The organism is Methylobacterium sp. Leaf104 (genome assembly GCF_001422885.1).
Lineage (GTDB): Bacteria > Pseudomonadota > Alphaproteobacteria > Rhizobiales > Beijerinckiaceae > Methylobacterium.
On the sequence record NZ_LMMZ01000041.1, the window covers coordinates 99,201 to 116,109 of the forward strand.

Genomic DNA, 16,909 nt, shown 5'->3' on the forward strand with positions numbered 1-16,909 from the left:
CGATGCCCTACCGCGAACGCCCGATGAGGCCCCTCCTTCTCCCGATACACCCGGAAACTCAGCTCACGGCGGACCCCGGCCTCACCGTCGAGAGCCGCCGGTTCACGGACGTACTGACCCTGCAGGAGAGCTTACTCTGGCAGACCGCGCCCCTCACTCGGGACGGGCGCGCCGAGGTGGTCGGGGCGTTCCGAGAGGGGTGGCTCGTCCGGCGGCCCAGCGTGAACCCGCCGTTCGAGATCGTACTCCGGCAAGATGGCGGGCCCGAACCCTGCGCAATCGTCCTCATGTTGCGGTCGCACACGATGTACGGCCGCCTGGTGTCGGCCGTGCCGGAGCACATTCCTTTGGAGCACGGGGACCGCTCCGTCATCGTGACGGCCGATCGCGTCATCGCTGTCCGTGGCGCGAACGAGGCCCGCGCATTTGGGTATCTCGCCAACCTCCTGGTCGGCACGCACTGGTCTCCACGCCGGCGAGCGCGGCCGATACCCGCCGAGGACGCCGATGCCCTGAGGCTGCTGTGATGTCTTGACAGATGGTTAACCAAGTCCCCATAATGGGGACCTGGAGCAGGCACTGACCTCTCCTCGCACGATGGGAAACCACGCCATGACGAAATCCGAAATCCTCTCCGCCGTCTCGCGCATCAAGCGCGCCCCGAACGTCACCCTCCTCATGCGCGCGGTCGATGCTGTGCTCGGCAGCAACGCCATGGGCATCGCCCGCATCGGCGCGCGGTGGGAGGTCTCCGAGGGCGGGTTCGCCATCTACCAGGCCGACTTCGCCACGGTGCGCCGGCGCCTCGCCAGCTACGTCATGGATGCCTGCTCCTGCGATGAGGCGGATGAGCCCGCTGAGCAGACCGCTGCCGTGGTTTCCCAGCCGACCCAGATCCAGCAGGCCTGCGCCGCCCCCCGCGTCGCCATGAGGCTCGTGCGGACCGTCACCACGCACGGCATCGTCGCCGTCAGCGTCGGCCCCTGCCCGGAGTTCCCGGACCATGGTCGCGACGAGTACCGCGTCACGACCGATGGCGATGTCGTCCGCACCCGGTACGTGCTGGCCAACGATCACTACAGCTGGAGCAGCCCCGGAGCCCGTCCGTTCATCACCCCCAACCGCAGCCCGGTGACGGCGCGCCGCACGATTGATGCGGTGGCCGAGTGCCTCGCCGCCGCGCCGGCTATGACCACCCAGCCATGCCAGCAGCAGCAAGCCCGCGACAGGCGCAGTCCAACCCGGGCCGCTCCCACTCAGTCGAGCTTCGACGCCGCCACCGTCGCTCAGGGTGACAGTGTATCGCGCCTCCTCGACGGGCTTCTGCGCGAGGACGCGCCCGGAGATCTCGCTCAGGCGCTCGTCACGGTCCACGCCGCATCGGCGCACCTCAACTCGGCCAATGTTGCGTACACGGCGTCGCCGTCGAAGGCATCGCTCGCCTCGCAGTGGCGGGCGCGCTTCATGCACCTGCAGGCGTTGCGCCACTACGACGTCCTGCTGGAGATCGATGCCATCGGCCATCTCCAGATGGGCTACGGCCTGAGGCCGTGCCTCGAAGGGATCGCGGTCCTGCAGGGCGACGAGATGCTCTTCCACGTCCCCCTCGGGACTGAGCGGCGGGGTATCGAGACCGCGCTCCGGATCTACGCCGACGCCTTCTCGGCCGGCCGTGAGGCCGGACGCGCCGCCGCCATGGCCGACTTCCGCGCCTTCATCGGAGAACCCGCGTGACCCGCCGCATCACGCCCGAGACCCTCGCCGAGGTGGGGACATTCCTCCTCGGGCCCGAGTGGCGCCGGCCGCTCGCCGCCCTGCTCGGTCCCCTCCATCCGGAAGGGGCCCGCCCTTCGCTCGATCCCCGACTGCCCGCCCGGTGGGCGACCGGCGAACGCGAGATCCCCGTGTGGGTCGGGGACGCCCTCATCCAGATCCTGGACGAGCAGAGCGAAACCGCCAGGGCTCTGGCCAACCGTCTGAAGGGGGAATGACCATGGCGCGCGATTGGGACTGGTTCGAGCCCCGCGAGAGGGACGACTACGAGCAGGAGTACGGCTTCGTCTGCGCATGGTGCGTCGAGGTCTGCGACGACCACGAAGCCATCGTGCTGACGCGCCATCCGGAGATGCCGACCGTCTGCATCAACTGCGCCTGCAGGGGAGGAGAGTGACAATGGAACCCGCCCACGCCGCCTTCCTCGACGCCTGGCGCGCGCAGGAATTCCACGTCCCCCTGGGGCCCTGGCCGCGCCCGGCCCCCCCGAAACCCGTCCTGCCGGGCCCCATCCAGCTGCCCCTCTTCGATATGGACGGAGATCCGGAAGCGCCGCCCGCCTCGCCCCCGCTGCCGAGCGCTCTCCTGACGGCCCTCATCGACGACGCCGGTGTCGGGCGCCGGCGCCCCCGGGACATCGCGATCGTCGAGGCCGCGATCGCCGCGAGCATCCCGGCCGACGTGCCGACGTTCGCCGATGAGATCCTTTCGGCCCGCCGGGATGGCGAGGACCTCGTCTCGCGCGTGCGCCTGTTCGACGGTGGCACCATCATCCTCAACGTCGTCTGCGGGCCCGAGCCCACCGTGCGCGAGTGGGAGGCCGAGGGCGACCAGCGCGCGTTCCACTACGCTGACGGCGCGTGGGTCCGATTCGACGAGGCGGTGACCCCGCCGCCGGCTAAGGCGTAGCCGTCCCCCGCAGACGTCGCGTATGTCGAGGCCGCGATCCAGGCCATCCTGCCCAAAGGTGTGCCGACCTACGTCACGGAGGTCCTCAGCGTCGGCCGCGTGAACAGGTCTAAGCGGAGGCTTGTCGAGATCGTCCTCTGGGACGGCGGGATCGGACGCCTGGAGATCTCCGGCGAACCGGGCGCCCATGGGTACCACTGGAAAACCACCGGCGGCGACGCTCGCCCCTTCCACTGGGACGAGGCGGCGAGGTGCTGGGCCCGCGTCGACGAGCCGGACGGCTGAGGGCGATCTTCCCGATCGGGTATCCCGATTTGGGTCATCTCGTAACCCATTAAAATGGCGTGACTATTTCGGTGTTTCAAATCGGGATGCCCGATCGGGAAGATCCTTACGCGGCGAGGTCGACCGGTTTGGCGTCCTCCTCGACGTCGGCCGTCGCCTTCGCGCGCTTCCCCTTGCCGGCGAGTTCGCGCTCCCTGCGCCGGCGCGCCAGCTCGGCCCCGAGCTCGACGGCCGAGGGAAGGGCGGCCGCCGCGATCGCGGCCTGCTCGTCCGACCACGCGTGCCAGCGAGCCATCAGGGTTTGCTTGAGGTCCAGGCGATCGTCCTCGGTGTAGTGGCGCTCCAACACGTCGTCGCTGCGGATGCCCTCGTTGTGGTCGACGACCATTTTGACCGTGTCCCTCGGGATCCGGAACACGGACTGGCAGACCGTCGTCATGCCGCGGCGAAGGTCGTGCGGGGAGGCAACGACCCCCATGTCGAGCAGCCTGTGATTGATCGCGGCGTCGGATAGGTGCCCGTCGGAGGCGGCATCCTTCCGCGCGGCCCGGATCTGGGGGAACAGGTACTCGCTGCCGGCATCCCGCGCCCGCGCCATCTGCTGCTGGACGAGGTCCCACAGGGCAGGCGGCAAGGGCAGGGCATGCCTGTGCTTGTCGCCCCTCTTGGCCGCGGTCTTCCTGTGCGCCGGCCCCATCGACCAGACGCCCCAGCCCGGCACCTCGGCCCACGGGACGAAGTCCTCGACGAGGGACTCGACGATGGGACGGCGACGCTGGCCCGTCAGGACGAGGAGCTGCAAGGACGTGGCGACGGTCGGCTCCAGGACGCCGGCCCGGGCGATCGCGAGGACGCGCCCGATCTCGGCGGGCTTGGCCGTGTATCCGCCCGGCACCTTGCCGTTCGCGCGGGGCTTGTCGCCCGGCGTCCGCTCGGGCGCGCGCAGGCCCGGGATCCCGGCCTCGACGCCGCTGACCTTGCGGTGTTCGTGCCGGGCGAGGTAGCTCCACATCGGCCGCAGGACGGATGCGAGGTGCTCGGCGTGGCGCTCCCGGCCCGAGGCATGGATCGCATGCACGATCGTGGCGAGGTCCTCGATCGTGATGCGCTTCACCTTCCGGTCGGCGAACACCGCGAGCTCGGGCGAGTGGAGCAGCTTGCGATAGTCCGTGTGCGTGGCCGCCCGCCGGGTGCGCGCGACTTCGGTGAGGAATGCCGTGCGGGCCTCCTCCCACGTCCACTTGTGCGGGCCCCAGGAATCCAGGAACGCCTCGACCAGGGCCGGGTCCCTTGGGCCCTTCTCCGGCTTGGGAGGGAGCTTGCGCATCTGCCGCAGCTTGTCCCCGAGCCACTTCTCGTCCGGGAGCCCGAGCCCGTCGACAAGACGGCGCCGCGCCTCCGTGGCGATCGCGCGCGCCTCCACGAGCCGCAGCAGATCCGTCGAGCCGAGCGTCAACCTGTGGGTCTTGTGGCCGGTCTCGAACTTGAAGGCGAAGCGGACGCCCCTCGGCCCGACGCGCATGAGGAGCCCGGGGCAGCCGGCGTCGATGAGGTCGTACGCCTTCCCCTTGGGGACGGCGTCGGCGACGCCTTGCTTGACGAGGGCTTCGGTGAGCTTCACGGGCATGCGGCGTACTCGGGCGGATCTCGGGCGGAGGTTTTCGGGCGGATCGCCGCCCGGGTTCTCCGCCATCCCTATCGCCAACCCGTTGCCAAAGCCTTGATCGGACATGCTAAAAGCCTGGGCTCCACCGGTTTCATGCCCGTGCCGATCCGCCCGAATGGACCCGAAAATGCTCCGTTACGAGGAATCATAATCCTTGTGTCGGGGGTTCAAATCCCTCCCTCGCTACCAAGAATTCAGCCTGCTAGGTCAGTGACTTAGCGGGCTTTTTCTTTTCTCCCGGCTGCGCGACGAGTTCGACGGAGCCCCGCGTCCTCGCGCGCCAGATCTCTTATCTTCCCGGCCGGATCGACCTTCGGACCGCCGTACTCCTCGACGCGAGCGGCCGCAGCTTGCTCGGAGACGTCCGCCGCCTTGCACGCGACCGCGATGCTCTTGCCTCGTGCCATCTGCACCTCGATCTGGCGCAACAGCCGCACGACCGGGTCCGCGCTCGGCCTCTGTCCTCACGTCCTCGCCAACTCCTCTGGTCCAGGTTGATCCTCTCAAGTTGATCCTCTCAATCAGATCGGTCCAAAGCCAGCCGGTGAGGTCACCCTGGCGGGGAGGGCCGACGTCCGCCGCTCGGCGATCCCATACGAGCGACGTGCCGACCTCGATCGCGCCCTCACGACACTCGCCTGCGCAGGCAGCGGCCGCAAACAGGCGAAACGGTTCCGTCCCTGGCTCTCAGGCTTCGGCATCGAGCAGGCCGGCGGCGAGGCAGCGAAATGCCTCAACTGCTTTGGGCAGGACGATATGGGGCGCCTCGGAGGCCGCGACCCACAAGGCCGCGTTGAGAGCGGCTCCGTTGATCAGGCGGGCGGCCGCCTCCGCGTCCACGGAGCGCACCGTTCCGGCATCGATCAGGGCCTGTATCGTCGCCGTCGTGGTACGCAGGCAGGCGCTCTGGCCCGGCCATCGGGACGGGTCGCCGAGGACAGCCGGGCCGTCCCGCAGCATGATCCGCTGGATCTCCGGCTCGAGCGCCAACCCGATATAGGCGACACCCTCCGCCAGGAAGCCGAGCCAGGGGGTCTCGGCCGTCCCCCCTGCGGCGGACGCCTTGGCCGCCATCTCCGCGTCGAGCTGTTCGATCACCGCCGCGAGCAGCCCCTTCTTGCCGCCGAAGTTGTGATAGAGCGCCCCGCGCGTCAGTCCGGCGGCTTCCGTCAGCTCATCCATGGAGGCCTCCGCGTACCCCACCTGCGCGAAGGCCTTGCGCGCGGCCCGGATGAGCTTGACGCGGGTCTCCTCCATCATCTGCGCCCGTCGATGAGCCGCCATCGATCTCCCCACACCCCATCCAGTCCGCCCGGCGGTTGACATACGGAGCGTATGTGGCCACCTTTCCGCATACGGAGCGTATATGAAAAGCGCTCCGCCGTCCGGCCTCGTTTCCGGATGACACGGAGAAAAGGCAGACCATGGCACAGCACGATGCGATCTTCCCGCCCGGCCGCCAAGCTCTCTACGAGAAGCATCGCTACTCCGCGGCGATCCGCTCCGGCGACCTGCTCTTCGTGTCCGGCCAAGTCGGCAACCGCGAGGACGGTTCGCCCGAGCCGGACTTCGCAAAGCAGGTGCAGCTCGCCTTCGACCGGCTGAATGCGGTGCTGGACGCCGCGGGTGCCAGCTTCGACGACGTGGTGGACGTGACCACCTTCCACACCGACCCGGACAAGCAGTTCGAGACGGTGATGGCGGTGCGGGATCGCGCGATCGGTCCGGCGCCCTATCCCAACTGGACGGCGGTGGGCGTGACCTGGCTGGCCGGCTTCGACTTCGAGATCAAGGCCATCGCCCGCATCCCCGCCCGAGCCGATCGCGGCGAAGGCCGCGGATCGCGATGATCAGCCAACCGGGCGGGTTTTCCCGCTTCCGGCGAAGGCATCGAGGGAAACCCGCGCGACTTCGCGCAGCGCCTCCCGGTTCGCGCCGGACGACGCGATGACGCCCATGCCGGAGGCCACCGTCGACAGGAAGCGCGCCAGCGCCACGGGGTCAGCATCGGCCGGGAGATCGCCGTCCGCCTTCGCCTGGACGAAGCGACCGAGAAGCTCCGTTTCGGTCTGAGCTCGCCGGGATGCCAGCTCGAAGGGGATGTTCTCCGAACCGGCCCCGCAGGCGAGCCCGCCCTGCACCAGGAGGCAGCCGGGCGGATTGGCCGGGTCGGTGTGGCTCTCGGCGATGCTGCTCAGGAACCGCTCGGCCACATCGCGCGCCGTCGGGCCGGCGAGGACGTAGTGCATGTGCGCGGACCGGCGCAGCGCATAGCGATCGAGCGCGGCTTTCAGCAGGCCTTCCTTGCTGCCGAAGGCCGCATAGAGGCTCGGTGCCTTGATGCCCATCGCCTTCGTCAGCATCGAGAGGCTCGCACCGTCGTAGCCGTGCCGCCAGAACACCTCCATCGCCTCGTCGAGGGCTTTGTCCATGTCGAAGGACCGGGGCCGCCCCATCACCATTGTCCGCTGGCTCCAACTTTTATATCGAGTGATAGATAAGTCTCTTGACGTCCGGCGTCCATGCCGACATGTGTAACATCCTCTACAGATGTCGGAGCCGGCCGTGAACCCTGCGCCTCGTTCTTTCCCGACCCGTCCTGGCCTCCGGCGCAGCCTCGCGGCCGGTGTCGCCCTCGCCCTGCTGGCAGGCGCTTCCGTGCAACTCCTGCCATCCCTGACGCCGCGCGGTACGGAGGCGGTCGCCGCCCCGGCGCCCGGCGAGCAGGCGATGCCGGTACCCGTCGCAACCGTCGCGTCCCGGGCGGTGGTTCTCTGGGACGAGTTCTCCGGCCGCCTGGAAGCCGTCGATAGGGTCGACGTTCGGGCACGGGTCGGCGGCGCGATCCAGGCGACGCACTTCACCGAGGGCGAGCTCGTCAAGCCCGGCGACCTGCTGGTGACCATCGACCCCGCGCCCTACGCCGCCGAGGTTCAGCGACTGGAGGCGCAGGTCGCCGGCGCCGAGGCCCGTGTCGCCCTGACCGCGAGCGACCTGGAGCGCGGGCAGAGGCTGTCGGGCCAACAGATCGTCACGGCGCGCGACCTCGACGTCCGGGCCAACGCCTTCAAGGAAGCGAAGGCCAGCCTCGATGCGGCGAAGGCGACGCTGGACGCCGCCCGGCTCAACCTGGGCTACACGGAGGTGAGGGCTGCGGTCGGCGGACGCGTCGGGCGCCGAGAGATCACGCCGGGCAACCTCGTCGCCACCGGCGCGGGCGCCGCCGTTCTGACGACGCTGGTTTCCGTCGATCCCGTCTATGCCAGCTTCGATGCGGACGAGACCGTCGTCCTCAAGGCGCTGGCCTCTCTCGCCGAGCCTTCGGGCAAGCGCGGCAGCCTCGAGCGCATTCCGGTCGAGATGCTCACCGCCGACGGCGCCCGAGCCCGCGGGCACCTCCAGTTCATCGACAACAAGGTCGATGCGCGCAGCGGCACCATCCGGGTCCGTGCGAGCTTCGGCAACGGCAACGGACACCTCATCCCCGGGCAGTTCGCCCGCATGCGCCTCGGCCAAGCCGCACCGGAACCGCTTCTGCTCGTGGACGAGCGGGCGGTCGGCACCGACCAGGACAAGAAGTTCGTGCTCGTGGTGGCAGCCGACGATCGGGCCGAGTTCCGCGCCGTCACCCTGGGGAGAGCGGTCGACGGACTGCGCGTCGTGACCGCCGGCCTGTCCGGCGGCGAGCGCATCGTCGTCAACGGCCTTCAGCGGCTCCGGCCCGGCATGCTCCTGCGGCCCGAGCCGGTCGCCATGGGCGCCCGGCCGCAGGATTCGGCAACGGCTCCGCGCCGACTCGCCCAGAACTGACGGGCGGCGCAGGCCGCTTTCCCCGATCGATCCTCTGCACGGCGGCCGCCTCGCGACCGCCCCCTCTCCCCGTGCGCCCAGGAGGGCGGCATGAACCTCTCGAAGTTCTTCATCGACCGGCCGATCTTCGCCGGTGTGCTCTCGGTGCTCATCTTCATCATGGGCCTGATCTCGCTCTTCGCGATGCCGATCTCCGAGTACCCGGACGTGGTGCCGCCCTCGGTGGTCGTGCGCGCGACCTTCCCGGGCGCGAATCCGAAGGTCATCGTCGAGACGGTGGCGACGCCGATCGAGGAGCAGATCAACGGCGTCGAGGGCATGCTCTACATGTCGAGCCAGGCCACCACCGACGGGATCATGACGCTCACCGTCACGTTCCGTTTGGGCACCGATCCCGACAAGGCCCAGCAACTGGTTCAGAACCGCGTCTCGCAGGCCGAGCCGCGCCTGCCGGCGATCGTGCGCCAGCTCGGCATCGTCACGGTGAAGTCCTCGCCGGACCTGACCATGGTCGTGCACCTCGTCTCGCCGAACGGGCGCTACGACATGACCTATCTTCGCAACTACGCGGTCCTGAACATCAAGGACCGGCTCGCCCGCCTCGACGGCGTCGGCCAGGTGCAGCTCTTCGGCTCCGGCGACTACTCGATGCGCATCTGGCTCGACCCGCAGAAGGTCGCCGAGCACGGTCTGTCGGCCGGCGATGTCGTGCGCGAGATCCAGGCCCAGAACGTGGAAGCGGCGGCCGGCGTCATCGGCGCCTCCCCGGCGATCCCGGGGCTCGACCTCCAGCTCTCGCTCAATGCCGAGGGTCGCCTGACCAGCGAGGAGCAGTTCGGCGACATCGTCGTCAAGACCGGCGAGGGCGGCGAGATCACCCGCCTGCGCGACGTGGCCCGGATCGAGCTCGGGGCGTCCGACTACGCCCTGCGCTCGCTGCTCGACAACAAGTCCGCGGTTGCCCTGCCGATCTCGCAGTCGCCCGGCTCGAACGCGATCCAGATCTCCGACGCGGTCCGCCAGACCATGGCGGAGATCAAGCGGAACATGCCCGAGGGCGTCGATTACGAGATCGTCTACGATCCGACGCAGTTCGTGCGCGCCTCCATCGAGGCCGTGATCCACACGCTGCTGGAGGCGATCGCGCTCGTCGTCGTCGTGGTGATCCTGTTCCTGCAGACCTGGCGGGCCTCGATCATTCCGCTCCTGGCGGTGCCGGTCTCGATCGTCGGCACCTTCGCGGTGATGCACGCCTTCGGCTTCTCCATCAACGCGCTGAGCCTGTTCGGCCTGGTGCTCGCCATCGGCATCGTCGTCGACGACGCCATCGTCGTGGTCGAGAACGTCGAACGCAACATCGAGAGCGGCCTGTCGCCCCGCGAGGCCAGCTACCAGGCCATGCGCGAGGTCTCCGGTCCGATCATCGCCATCGCCCTGGTGCTCGTGGCGGTGTTCGTGCCGCTCGCCTTCATCAGCGGTCTGACGGGACAGTTCTACAAGCAGTTCGCGCTCACCATCGCGATCTCGACCGTGATCTCGGCAATCAACTCGCTCACCCTGTCGCCGGCTCTCTCAGCGCTGCTCCTGAAGGACCACCACGCCCCGAAGGACCGCCTGACCCGCATCCTCGACGGGCTGCTCGGCTGGTTCTTCCAGCGCTTCAACCGCGCCTTCGGGCGGGCCTCGGACGGCTACGGACGCGGCGTCGGCTTCGTGGTCTCGCGCAGGGCGACGATGATGGTGCTCTATCTCGTGCTCGTCGGCCTGACCGTGGTGCTGTTCCGCCAGATCCCTGGGGGCTTCGTGCCAGGGCAGGACAAGCAGTACCTCGTCGGCTTCGCCCAGCTGCCGGACGGGGCGACCCTCGACCGGACCGAGGAGGTGATCCGCCGCATGAGCGAGATCGCCCTCAAGGAGCCCGGCGTCGAGAGCGCCGTCGCCTTCCCGGGCCTGTCCATCAACGGCTTCACCAACAGCTCGAACTCGGGAATCGTGTTCTCCACTCTGAAGCCCTTCGAGGAGCGCCGCTCGCCGTCCCTGAACGGCGGCGCCATCGCGCAGTCGCTCAACAAGAAGTTCGCGGCGATCCCCGAGGCGTTCATCGCGATGTTCCCGCCGCCGCCGGTCAACGGCCTCGGCACCATCGGCGGCTTCAAGCTGCAGATCGAGGACCGGGCCGGCCTCGGCTACGAGGCGCTCAACGACGCGACAAAGGCGTTCCTGGCCAAGGCGGCCCAGGCGCCGGAACTCGCCGGCCTGTTCTCCAGCTTCCAGATGAACGTGCCGCAGCTCTTCGCCGACATCGACCGGACGAAAGCCCGCCAGCTTCGCATCCCCGTGACGGATGTGTTCGATACGCTGCAGATCTATCTCGGCTCGCTCTACGTCAACGACTTCAACCGGTTCGGCCGCACATACTCAGTTCGGGTCCAGGCCGACGCGCCGTTCCGCGCCCGCTCGGACGATATCGGAGCGTTGAAGGTGAGGGCGGGCTCCGGCGAGATGGTGCCGCTCGCGGCTCTCCTGCACGTCCGGCAGACGGCTGGCCCTGAGCGCGCCATGCGCTACAACGGCTTCCTGTCCGCGGACGTCAACGCGGGCGCGGCTCCCGGCTACTCTTCGGGTCAGGCCCAGGCGGCCGCCGCCCGCATCGCGGCCGAGACCCTGCCGCGCGGCTTTGCCTTCGAATGGACCGACCTGACCTACCAGGAGTTCATCGCGGGCCATTCCGGGATGTGGGTCTTCCCGCTGGCCCTGCTCCTCGTCTTTCTCGTGCTCGCCGCCCAGTACGAAAGCCTGGCCCTGCCGCTGGCCATCCTGTTGATCGTGCCGATGGGCCTGCTGGCGGCGATGTTCGGCGTCTGGCTCTCGGCGGGCGACAACAACGTCTTCACACAAATCGGCCTGATCGTTCTCGTTGGTCTCTCGGCCAAGAACGCCATCCTGATCGTGGAATTCGCCCGGGAGCTGGAATTCGCCGGCCGGACGCCGCTGCAGGCCGCGATCGAGGCGAGCCGCCTGCGGCTGCGTCCAATCCTGATGACGTCGCTGGCCTTTATCATGGGCGTGCTGCCCTTGGTGACGGCCACGGGGGCGGGCTCGGAGATGCGCAGCGCCATGGGCGTCGCGGTGTTCTCCGGCATGATCGGCGTGACCGCCTTCGGGCTCTTTCTGACGCCCGTCTTCTACGTCCTGCTGCGCCGCCTCACGGGCAATCGGCCGCTCAAACAGCATGGCGGCGGCACACCGGATGGTCATCAACAGCGGATCGCGACAGCGGCATAGCGGTTCCGCGGTCAGATACCCTGATTCGCGGCGCTCCCAGGGTCCCGAAGCGACCAGCATGAGCTGCTAGACGACCGCTTTGGGGCTCAACTGCATTCGGATTTTACGATGAAGTCGGGTTGAAGGCCGAAGACCGACTCATGCGTACGAGGCTCATCTAAGCGCAACACCCGTCTCGGACTTTGCCGGATGCGGCCTTGCGTGTTGGCAAAGCAGTCGTTTTCCTTACATTCTGCGCCTTCGCCTTCCGGCCCGACCCAAATGCTCGGAAGGTCCGCTTGCGGGCAAACTGACTGGTCTGCCCCCCTCCGGGTGCCCAGGTCCGAAATTCGTACAGCGTCGGTCTGGATTGACCCGGTTTGTGGTCCACGACTTCTGGGATCTCTGTCTGGCGTTTCCGGCCGATCATCCGAAGGCCTCGCGTGGGGGCCGGTCCGGCCAACGGGATCGAAGGCCGAGGTCTTCGTCGCGCCAGGACAGACATCGTGCCAGGACAGACATCCGGCACGCACGAGGTGACGCGTCGCGGGATGTTCTCGCCACACATCCTCGCCTCGCCGGGAAGTCTGGCGGCCGTGCTGACCCAGGTCTCGCGGGGCCGAGGCATCGCCGTGGTGCCGTGCGTCGTCGATGCGATCCGCATACCGCAGGTGGTTTTCAAGCCCCCGACCGGTGAGCCGGTCACCTCGGGGATTGCGGCGCTTTCCCGGACCAGCGACGCGTCCGGAGCGGTCGCCGCCCTTGTCGGGCAGATCAACCGGTCGCCGGCGCTTCCCCGGTCCGACGGGACCGGCACTGGCCGAGCGGTGCCGTCCGCACGGGGGAACACGGCGCGGTCATGTGGCAGCCCCTCCCGAGACGAGACGACGCCTGCGGCGGTCGAACGAGGGCGTCGCTCATGGTGCATCGCCACCCGACCAGGCCATGCGACATCTCTGCTGTGCGTCAGGAGCGGACATCGACGCATCGCCCGGAGGTGGACATTCCTAGCAGCGGGCGACCTTCCGGTGTGGTCCCATTACAGACCCTCGCAAGGTTCGCTCCGGGCAGTTTGATGAGTCGCGACCTGAGATTGAGTCGGGGTTCCGGTCTACATCCAGACTTCGGCAGTCCAGGCAGGATTTGTTAGGCAAGGCTCAGGAGGGAAGACCTTTTGTCGTCGCTCCCAACCTTCTGTTAGCGCGGGGCATCACAGAGGCTGAGCAACGAGAGCTGTGGTTGCGAAAGGCCGCCTATGTCCCTGCCGCCCCGTCTCGCGCGACGGCTTCGCTCCGCCCGCACGTGGATCACGCTCGGCGTGCTCGCTCCCATCGGCATGCTCGTGGTCTCGGGCCTGATGCTGCTCGACCTGCGGCGGGATGCCTGGGAGAAGGCCGAGCAGACCTCTCGCAACCTCCTGCAGGTCATCGAGCGTGACATCGCGCGCAACGTCGAGGTCATCGACCTGACACTCCTGGCCGTGCAGGACAACCTGCGTGCGCCGGGCTTGGCAAAGCTCGACCCGGCCATGCGCCAACTCGTCCTGTTCGACCGCGCCGCGACCGCCAAGGACCTCGGCGTGATGTTCGTCCTCGACGAGAACGGGGACCTCGTCGAGGATGCCGCGGTCACGCCGCCGCGCGCGGGCAACTACGCCGACCGCGATTACTTCCAGGCGCACAAGGCCAATCGGCATCTCGGTCTCTACGTCGGACGACCCATCGTCTCGCGTCTGACCGGAGAGCGCATGGTCAATTTCAGTCGGCGCATCGACAAGCCCGATGGCTCCTTTGGCGGGCTGGTGCTGGGAAGCCTCAAGCTGACCTACTTCGGTCGCCTCTTCGACCAGATCGGTCTCGGCAACGAGGGTGCGATCAATCTCTACCTCCGGGACGGTACGCGCATCACGCGCCACCCCTACCTGGAGACCGACGTCGGGGTGAACATCGCGGGCTCCCGAACTTTCGAGCGCTTCGCGCGCGAGGGGGTCGGCTCGTTCGTCGAAACCTCCGTCCGCGACGGTGTCAGACGGCTCTACACCTTCACCCGTGTCGGCGACCTGCCCATGATCCTGAATGTGGCGCTCTCGGTGGACGAGGTCGAGGCCGGATGGCGGGCGAAGGCGGTGGTGATCGGCTCGGTCGTGCTGGTCCTGTGTGGCCTGACGGTCGTCCTGTCCCTTCTCTTCGGACGGGAGCTTCGCCGGCGTGCCGCCATGCAAGTGGAACTCGCCCGGCTCTCACAGACCGACACCCTGACCGGGCTGGCCAATCGGCGCCGCTTCGAGGAGGCGTATGCCCGAGCCTGTGCGGATGCCGGTCGAACGGGACAGCCGCTCTCCCTGCTCGTTGTCGATGCGGACCACTTCAAGCGCTTCAACGACCGCTACGGCCACGCCGTCGGCGACGAGATCCTGAAGGGCTTGGCCCGCTGCCTTGCCGCGAGCGTGCATCGACCGTCCGATCTTGCCTGCCGGGTCGGTGGCGAGGAGTTCGTGCTCCTGCTGCCCGGCACCGACGAGGGCGGTGCCCATCGGGTAGCGAAGGCGGTGCATGCCCAGATGGCGACGTTGGCGGTGGGATCGGCCGGCATCGGGCCGGGGTCCGTCACCGTGAGCATCGGCTTGGCCTCGGCCATCTCCGATGCCGCGAGCCTCTATCACCGCGCCGACGGTGCCCTGTACGAGGCCAAGGCCGGCGGGCGCAACCAGACCCGTTCGGCCGCATCCGCCGCCGGCCGACCTGTCGAGAAGCCAGGATTGCGTATCGTCGGTGGCTGAACGCCCCCCCTGGGTGTCCCGTCGGATCGGCCGCACGCCAATCCCATCCGCACCGTCGCCGACCGATTCCGGGTCGGCAGCCCCAGAAGGCGAGCCTCCGGGTCTGCGGGAAATCCTTGTCCGCCGGGAAACACGGCTGGGGCCAGCGTGCGCTTTCAGGCCGCGCTCTCAGCAGCCCGTACGGCTCGGTGGGATCGACACCTACCGGGCCGCGCAGGGACCGGATCGGGTGGACAGCGGCCTCGACGTCCCGCCCCGGAGCGGACGCTCCGCATTCGACCGAGGCCGTGTGAGAACGCAGATCCCTCAGGTTCAAGGCGAATGTCCTGAGAGTGTCGCAGAGCGACGAGGTGGCCTTCGGGCCGGGATCGCCGCCATCAACGGACAGACCCCGAAGATCTGGATCATCCGCTTCGTGGTGTAGGCCGGAACCCGCGGGCTCATCGCTGTTCTGACCTTGGCCAAGGTCCGGGTCGGGAAGTGGGTCGCTCCCATCCAGGCCTTCCGTGTGCCGCATGGGTGCTCGACGGTCTGGCGACGGATCTTCATCGCGTCCGGCATCCGGCCGAGCCGCGCCTGCATCGCGTCGAGGACGCCCTCGTGCACCCGGCCTCTGACACGCCGCGTCTCCGCCGGCGTGCAGCGGGGCTTGCGCGCGCAATCGCGACAGGCCGTCAGGTCGCGGTCGTGGTCCATCTCGTCGCTCTCGGCCCGGCGATCGGACCGGGCCGGCCCCTTGGTCGGGTGCTGGCCGGCGGGACAGGTGCGATGGTCACGTCCGGCGTCGTCGGCGAAGTCCTGTCCCGTGAAGAGGCCACGCTTGGCATGGCCCGAGGTCGGGGTCTTTGGCACGCAGGGCAGCACGCCAGTGCCTTCGCAGGCCAGGACCTGCTCGCCGTTGAGGCAGCCCCGGTCGGCCAGATCAGCTCGATGTTGCGCGGGCTCTCGCGTTCGAGGCGCCGCCTCGACGAGACGCGGTTGAGGTAGCCGTGGAGATAGATCTTGAGCAGGATCGCCGGATGGTAGGCGGGACGGCCCGTTGCCTCCGGCACGGCGCCCGCGAAGCCGAGCGTTGTCAGATCGAGCTCATCGACGAACCCTTCGACGAGGCGAACCGGATTGTCGGCGGTGATAGAATCGTCCAGGCGATCGGGAAGCAGCGTGATCTGCTGACGGTCCTCACCTGCGATGGAGCGCTTCATCCCGACCCCCAAGATCGGAACTGACCCTCTCAGATCAGCACGTTTTCGCACAGCCGGGACCCAACGCAGTCTCACGGAGCTTCTGGGAATCGGCCGAGGGGGCGGTTCAGATCTCGATACAGATCTTGCCGAAGTGCCGGTTGCTCTCCTGGTGCCGGAACGCCGCGACGAGGTCTGCGAGGGGGTAGCGGCTGTCGACGATCGGGCGCAGCCCGCAGGCCTCGATGCCGCGGACCATCTCGATCTGCTGACGTCGGCTGCCGACGAGCACGCCCTGGAGGCGGATCTGCCGGAGCAGCGCCGGTACCAGCGGCAGCGGTCCGGCGACGCCCGAGAGGATGCCGATCACCGAGATGTGGCCGCCCACCCGTACGGCGGCCATCGACTGCTCCAGGGTCGCCGGACCTCCGACGTCGAGGACGTGGTCGACCCCGCGTCCGTCAACGAGCCGCCTGGCCGTCTCGCCCCAGGTCGGATCCTTCCGATAGTTCAGGACGTGGTCGGCCCCCAGGGCGCGCAGACGCTCGAGCTTCTCCTCGCTCGATGAGGTGGCGACCACGGTGGCGCCGGCCGCCTTGGCGAACTGCAGCGCGAACAGGGAGACGCCGCCGGTTCCCTGCACGAGGACGACATCGCCGCTCTTCAGGCCCGCATCCGCGTGCAGGGCTCGCCAGGCGGTCAAGGCCGCCGTCGTCAGCGTCGCCGCCTCGGCGTGGTCCCAGCCCCGGGGCGCATGCGTGAAGGCCATCGCGGAAGCGGTGACCCGCTCGCGGGCATAGCCGTCGATACCGTCGCCCGGGACGGTCGCGAAGCCCTCCACCTGCGGGCTTCCCTCGGTCCAGCTCGGAAAGAAGGTGCTGACCACGCGGTCGCCGACCGCGAACGCGTCGACCCCAGGTCCCAACGCCTCGACCTCGCCGGCCCCGTCCGACATCGGCACGCGCGGCTCGCTCGGCCCCCACATCCCGCTCACCACGGCGTAGTCGTGATAGTTGAGCGAGCTCGCCCGCAGGCGGACGGTGATCTCACCGGGGCCCGGCGCCGGGACGGGACGTTCCCCGAAACCGACGGCATCGAAGCCGCCCCCGGGCTGGACGATGACGGCGCGGGCTGCCGATGGGGTCATGCTGTACCTGTCCGTCCCGCCGGTCGTGACGCACCGGCATTGCAGGGAGATCGGGATGGCTGCCGGCCATCTCGTGCCGATCCAGGCGTAATGGT

Annotated in this window: 15 protein-coding genes and 1 pseudogene; 10 read left to right on the plus strand and 6 right to left on the minus strand. The window is 68.6% G+C overall.

Annotation, left to right across the window (positions count from 1 at the left end; all coding sequences use genetic code 11):
* Positions 1 to 2 precede the first annotated feature (2 nt).
* From ASF49_RS22330 to ASF49_RS22355, 6 genes are all read left to right on the plus strand, one after another.
* Entirely contained in the window at positions 3 to 527 is a 525-nt protein-coding gene (locus ASF49_RS22330) for a hypothetical protein (RefSeq protein WP_055958888.1), read from the plus strand.
* Between the two features lie 85 nt (positions 528 to 612).
* Positions 613 to 1,734 (plus strand): hypothetical protein, encoded by a 1,122-nt coding sequence (locus ASF49_RS22335; protein WP_055958885.1) that lies wholly within the window; start codon positions 613 to 615, stop codon positions 1,732 to 1,734.
* A complete protein-coding gene (locus ASF49_RS22340) occupies positions 1,731 to 1,991 on the plus strand; it encodes a hypothetical protein (protein WP_055958882.1) in 261 nt (86 codons plus the stop codon). The genes ASF49_RS22335 and ASF49_RS22340 overlap by 4 nt, the downstream gene beginning before the upstream one ends.
* Before the next feature lie 2 nt (positions 1,992 to 1,993).
* Positions 1,994 to 2,170: a hypothetical protein gene (locus ASF49_RS22345; protein ID WP_156653150.1), complete on the plus strand. Its 177-nt coding sequence runs from the start codon at positions 1,994 to 1,996 to the stop codon at positions 2,168 to 2,170.
* Positions 2,171 to 2,172: 2 nt separating this feature from the next.
* Positions 2,173 to 2,682, plus strand: a complete 510-nt coding sequence (locus ASF49_RS22350) for a hypothetical protein (protein ID WP_055958875.1) — start codon at positions 2,173 to 2,175, stop codon at positions 2,680 to 2,682.
* 60 nt (positions 2,683 to 2,742) lie between these two features.
* A complete protein-coding gene (locus ASF49_RS22355) occupies positions 2,743 to 2,967 on the plus strand; it encodes a hypothetical protein (RefSeq protein ID WP_055958874.1) in 225 nt (74 codons plus the stop codon).
* 106 nt (positions 2,968 to 3,073) lie between these two features.
* Here the strand turns inward: ASF49_RS22355 and ASF49_RS22360 are convergent, their stop codons facing one another.
* The 3 genes from ASF49_RS22360 to ASF49_RS22365 all read right to left on the minus strand — a co-directional run bounded on the left by ASF49_RS22360 (position 3,074) and on the right by ASF49_RS22365 (position 5,917).
* Complete coding sequence (locus tag ASF49_RS22360; protein ID WP_055958871.1) at positions 3,074 to 4,594, minus strand: tyrosine-type recombinase/integrase; 1,521 nt, start codon at positions 4,592 to 4,594, stop codon at positions 3,074 to 3,076.
* A 254-nt stretch (positions 4,595 to 4,848) separates the two neighbouring features.
* Positions 4,849 to 5,070 (minus strand): hypothetical protein, encoded by a 222-nt coding sequence (locus ASF49_RS23390; protein WP_082511477.1) that lies wholly within the window; start codon positions 5,068 to 5,070, stop codon positions 4,849 to 4,851.
* A 250-nt stretch (positions 5,071 to 5,320) separates the two neighbouring features.
* Complete coding sequence (locus ASF49_RS22365; protein WP_056478043.1) at positions 5,321 to 5,917, minus strand: TetR/AcrR family transcriptional regulator; 597 nt, start codon at positions 5,915 to 5,917, stop codon at positions 5,321 to 5,323.
* A gap of 140 nt (positions 5,918 to 6,057) precedes the next feature.
* Here ASF49_RS22365 and ASF49_RS22370 point away from each other — a divergent pair, with 140 nt between their 5' ends.
* A complete protein-coding gene (locus ASF49_RS22370; RefSeq protein WP_056478045.1) occupies positions 6,058 to 6,483 on the plus strand; it encodes a RidA family protein in 426 nt (141 codons plus the stop codon).
* On the opposite strand, the gene ASF49_RS22375 is transcribed toward ASF49_RS22370, so the two are convergent.
* Complete coding sequence (locus tag ASF49_RS22375) at positions 6,484 to 7,095, minus strand: TetR/AcrR family transcriptional regulator (protein WP_056478047.1); 612 nt, start codon at positions 7,093 to 7,095, stop codon at positions 6,484 to 6,486. It abuts the gene before it with no gap.
* An 88-nt stretch (positions 7,096 to 7,183) separates the two neighbouring features.
* On the opposite strand from ASF49_RS22375, the gene ASF49_RS22380 reads away from it, so the two are divergent.
* The 3 genes from ASF49_RS22380 to ASF49_RS22390 all read left to right on the plus strand — a co-directional run bounded on the left by ASF49_RS22380 (position 7,184) and on the right by ASF49_RS22390 (position 14,486).
* A complete protein-coding gene (locus ASF49_RS22380) occupies positions 7,184 to 8,443 on the plus strand; it encodes an efflux RND transporter periplasmic adaptor subunit (RefSeq protein WP_056478049.1) in 1,260 nt (419 codons plus the stop codon).
* A 90-nt stretch (positions 8,444 to 8,533) separates the two neighbouring features.
* Complete coding sequence (locus ASF49_RS22385) at positions 8,534 to 11,728, plus strand: efflux RND transporter permease subunit (protein ID WP_056478051.1); 3,195 nt, start codon at positions 8,534 to 8,536, stop codon at positions 11,726 to 11,728.
* Positions 11,729 to 12,962: 1,234 nt separating this feature from the next.
* A complete protein-coding gene (locus tag ASF49_RS22390) occupies positions 12,963 to 14,486 on the plus strand; it encodes a sensor domain-containing diguanylate cyclase (protein WP_056478053.1) in 1,524 nt (507 codons plus the stop codon).
* Between the two features lie 312 nt (positions 14,487 to 14,798).
* On the opposite strand, the pseudogene ASF49_RS22395 reads toward ASF49_RS22390, so the two are convergent.
* Both ASF49_RS22395 and ASF49_RS22405 read right to left on the minus strand, forming a co-directional pair.
* A pseudogene (locus ASF49_RS22395) lies at positions 14,799 to 15,688 on the minus strand (transposase).
* A gap of 106 nt (positions 15,689 to 15,794) precedes the next feature.
* Entirely contained in the window at positions 15,795 to 16,814 is a 1,020-nt protein-coding gene (locus ASF49_RS22405) for a zinc-dependent alcohol dehydrogenase family protein (protein WP_056478057.1), read from the minus strand.
* Between the last annotated feature and the right edge of the window lie 95 nt (positions 16,815 to 16,909).

What these genes read in the sequence shown, in the direction of transcription:
- ASF49_RS22375 (WP_056478047.1), bottom strand. Translation starts at nt 7,095, where the DNA reads ATGGTGATGGGGCGGCCCCGGTCCTTCGACATGGACAAAGCCCTCGAC.
- ASF49_RS22405 (WP_056478057.1), bottom strand. Translation starts at nt 16,814, where the DNA reads ATGACCCCATCGGCAGCCCGCGCCGTCATCGTCCAGCCCGGGGGCGGC.
- ASF49_RS22360 (WP_055958871.1), bottom strand. Translation starts at nt 4,594, where the DNA reads ATGCCCGTGAAGCTCACCGAAGCCCTCGTCAAGCAAGGCGTCGCCGAC.
- ASF49_RS22330 (WP_055958888.1), top strand. Translation starts at nt 3, where the DNA reads ATGCCCTACCGCGAACGCCCGATGAGGCCCCTCCTTCTCCCGATACAC.
- ASF49_RS22390 (WP_056478053.1), top strand. Translation starts at nt 12,963, where the DNA reads ATGTCCCTGCCGCCCCGTCTCGCGCGACGGCTTCGCTCCGCCCGCACG.
- ASF49_RS22365 (WP_056478043.1), bottom strand. Translation starts at nt 5,917, where the DNA reads ATGGCGGCTCATCGACGGGCGCAGATGATGGAGGAGACCCGCGTCAAG.
- ASF49_RS22335 (WP_055958885.1), top strand. Translation starts at nt 613, where the DNA reads ATGACGAAATCCGAAATCCTCTCCGCCGTCTCGCGCATCAAGCGCGCC.
- ASF49_RS22380 (WP_056478049.1), top strand. Translation starts at nt 7,184, where the DNA reads ATGTCGGAGCCGGCCGTGAACCCTGCGCCTCGTTCTTTCCCGACCCGT.
- ASF49_RS22370 (WP_056478045.1), top strand. Translation starts at nt 6,058, where the DNA reads ATGGCACAGCACGATGCGATCTTCCCGCCCGGCCGCCAAGCTCTCTAC.
- ASF49_RS22385 (WP_056478051.1), top strand. Translation starts at nt 8,534, where the DNA reads ATGAACCTCTCGAAGTTCTTCATCGACCGGCCGATCTTCGCCGGTGTG.
- ASF49_RS22345 (WP_156653150.1), top strand. Translation starts at nt 1,994, where the DNA reads ATGGCGCGCGATTGGGACTGGTTCGAGCCCCGCGAGAGGGACGACTAC.
- ASF49_RS22350 (WP_055958875.1), top strand. Translation starts at nt 2,173, where the DNA reads ATGGAACCCGCCCACGCCGCCTTCCTCGACGCCTGGCGCGCGCAGGAA.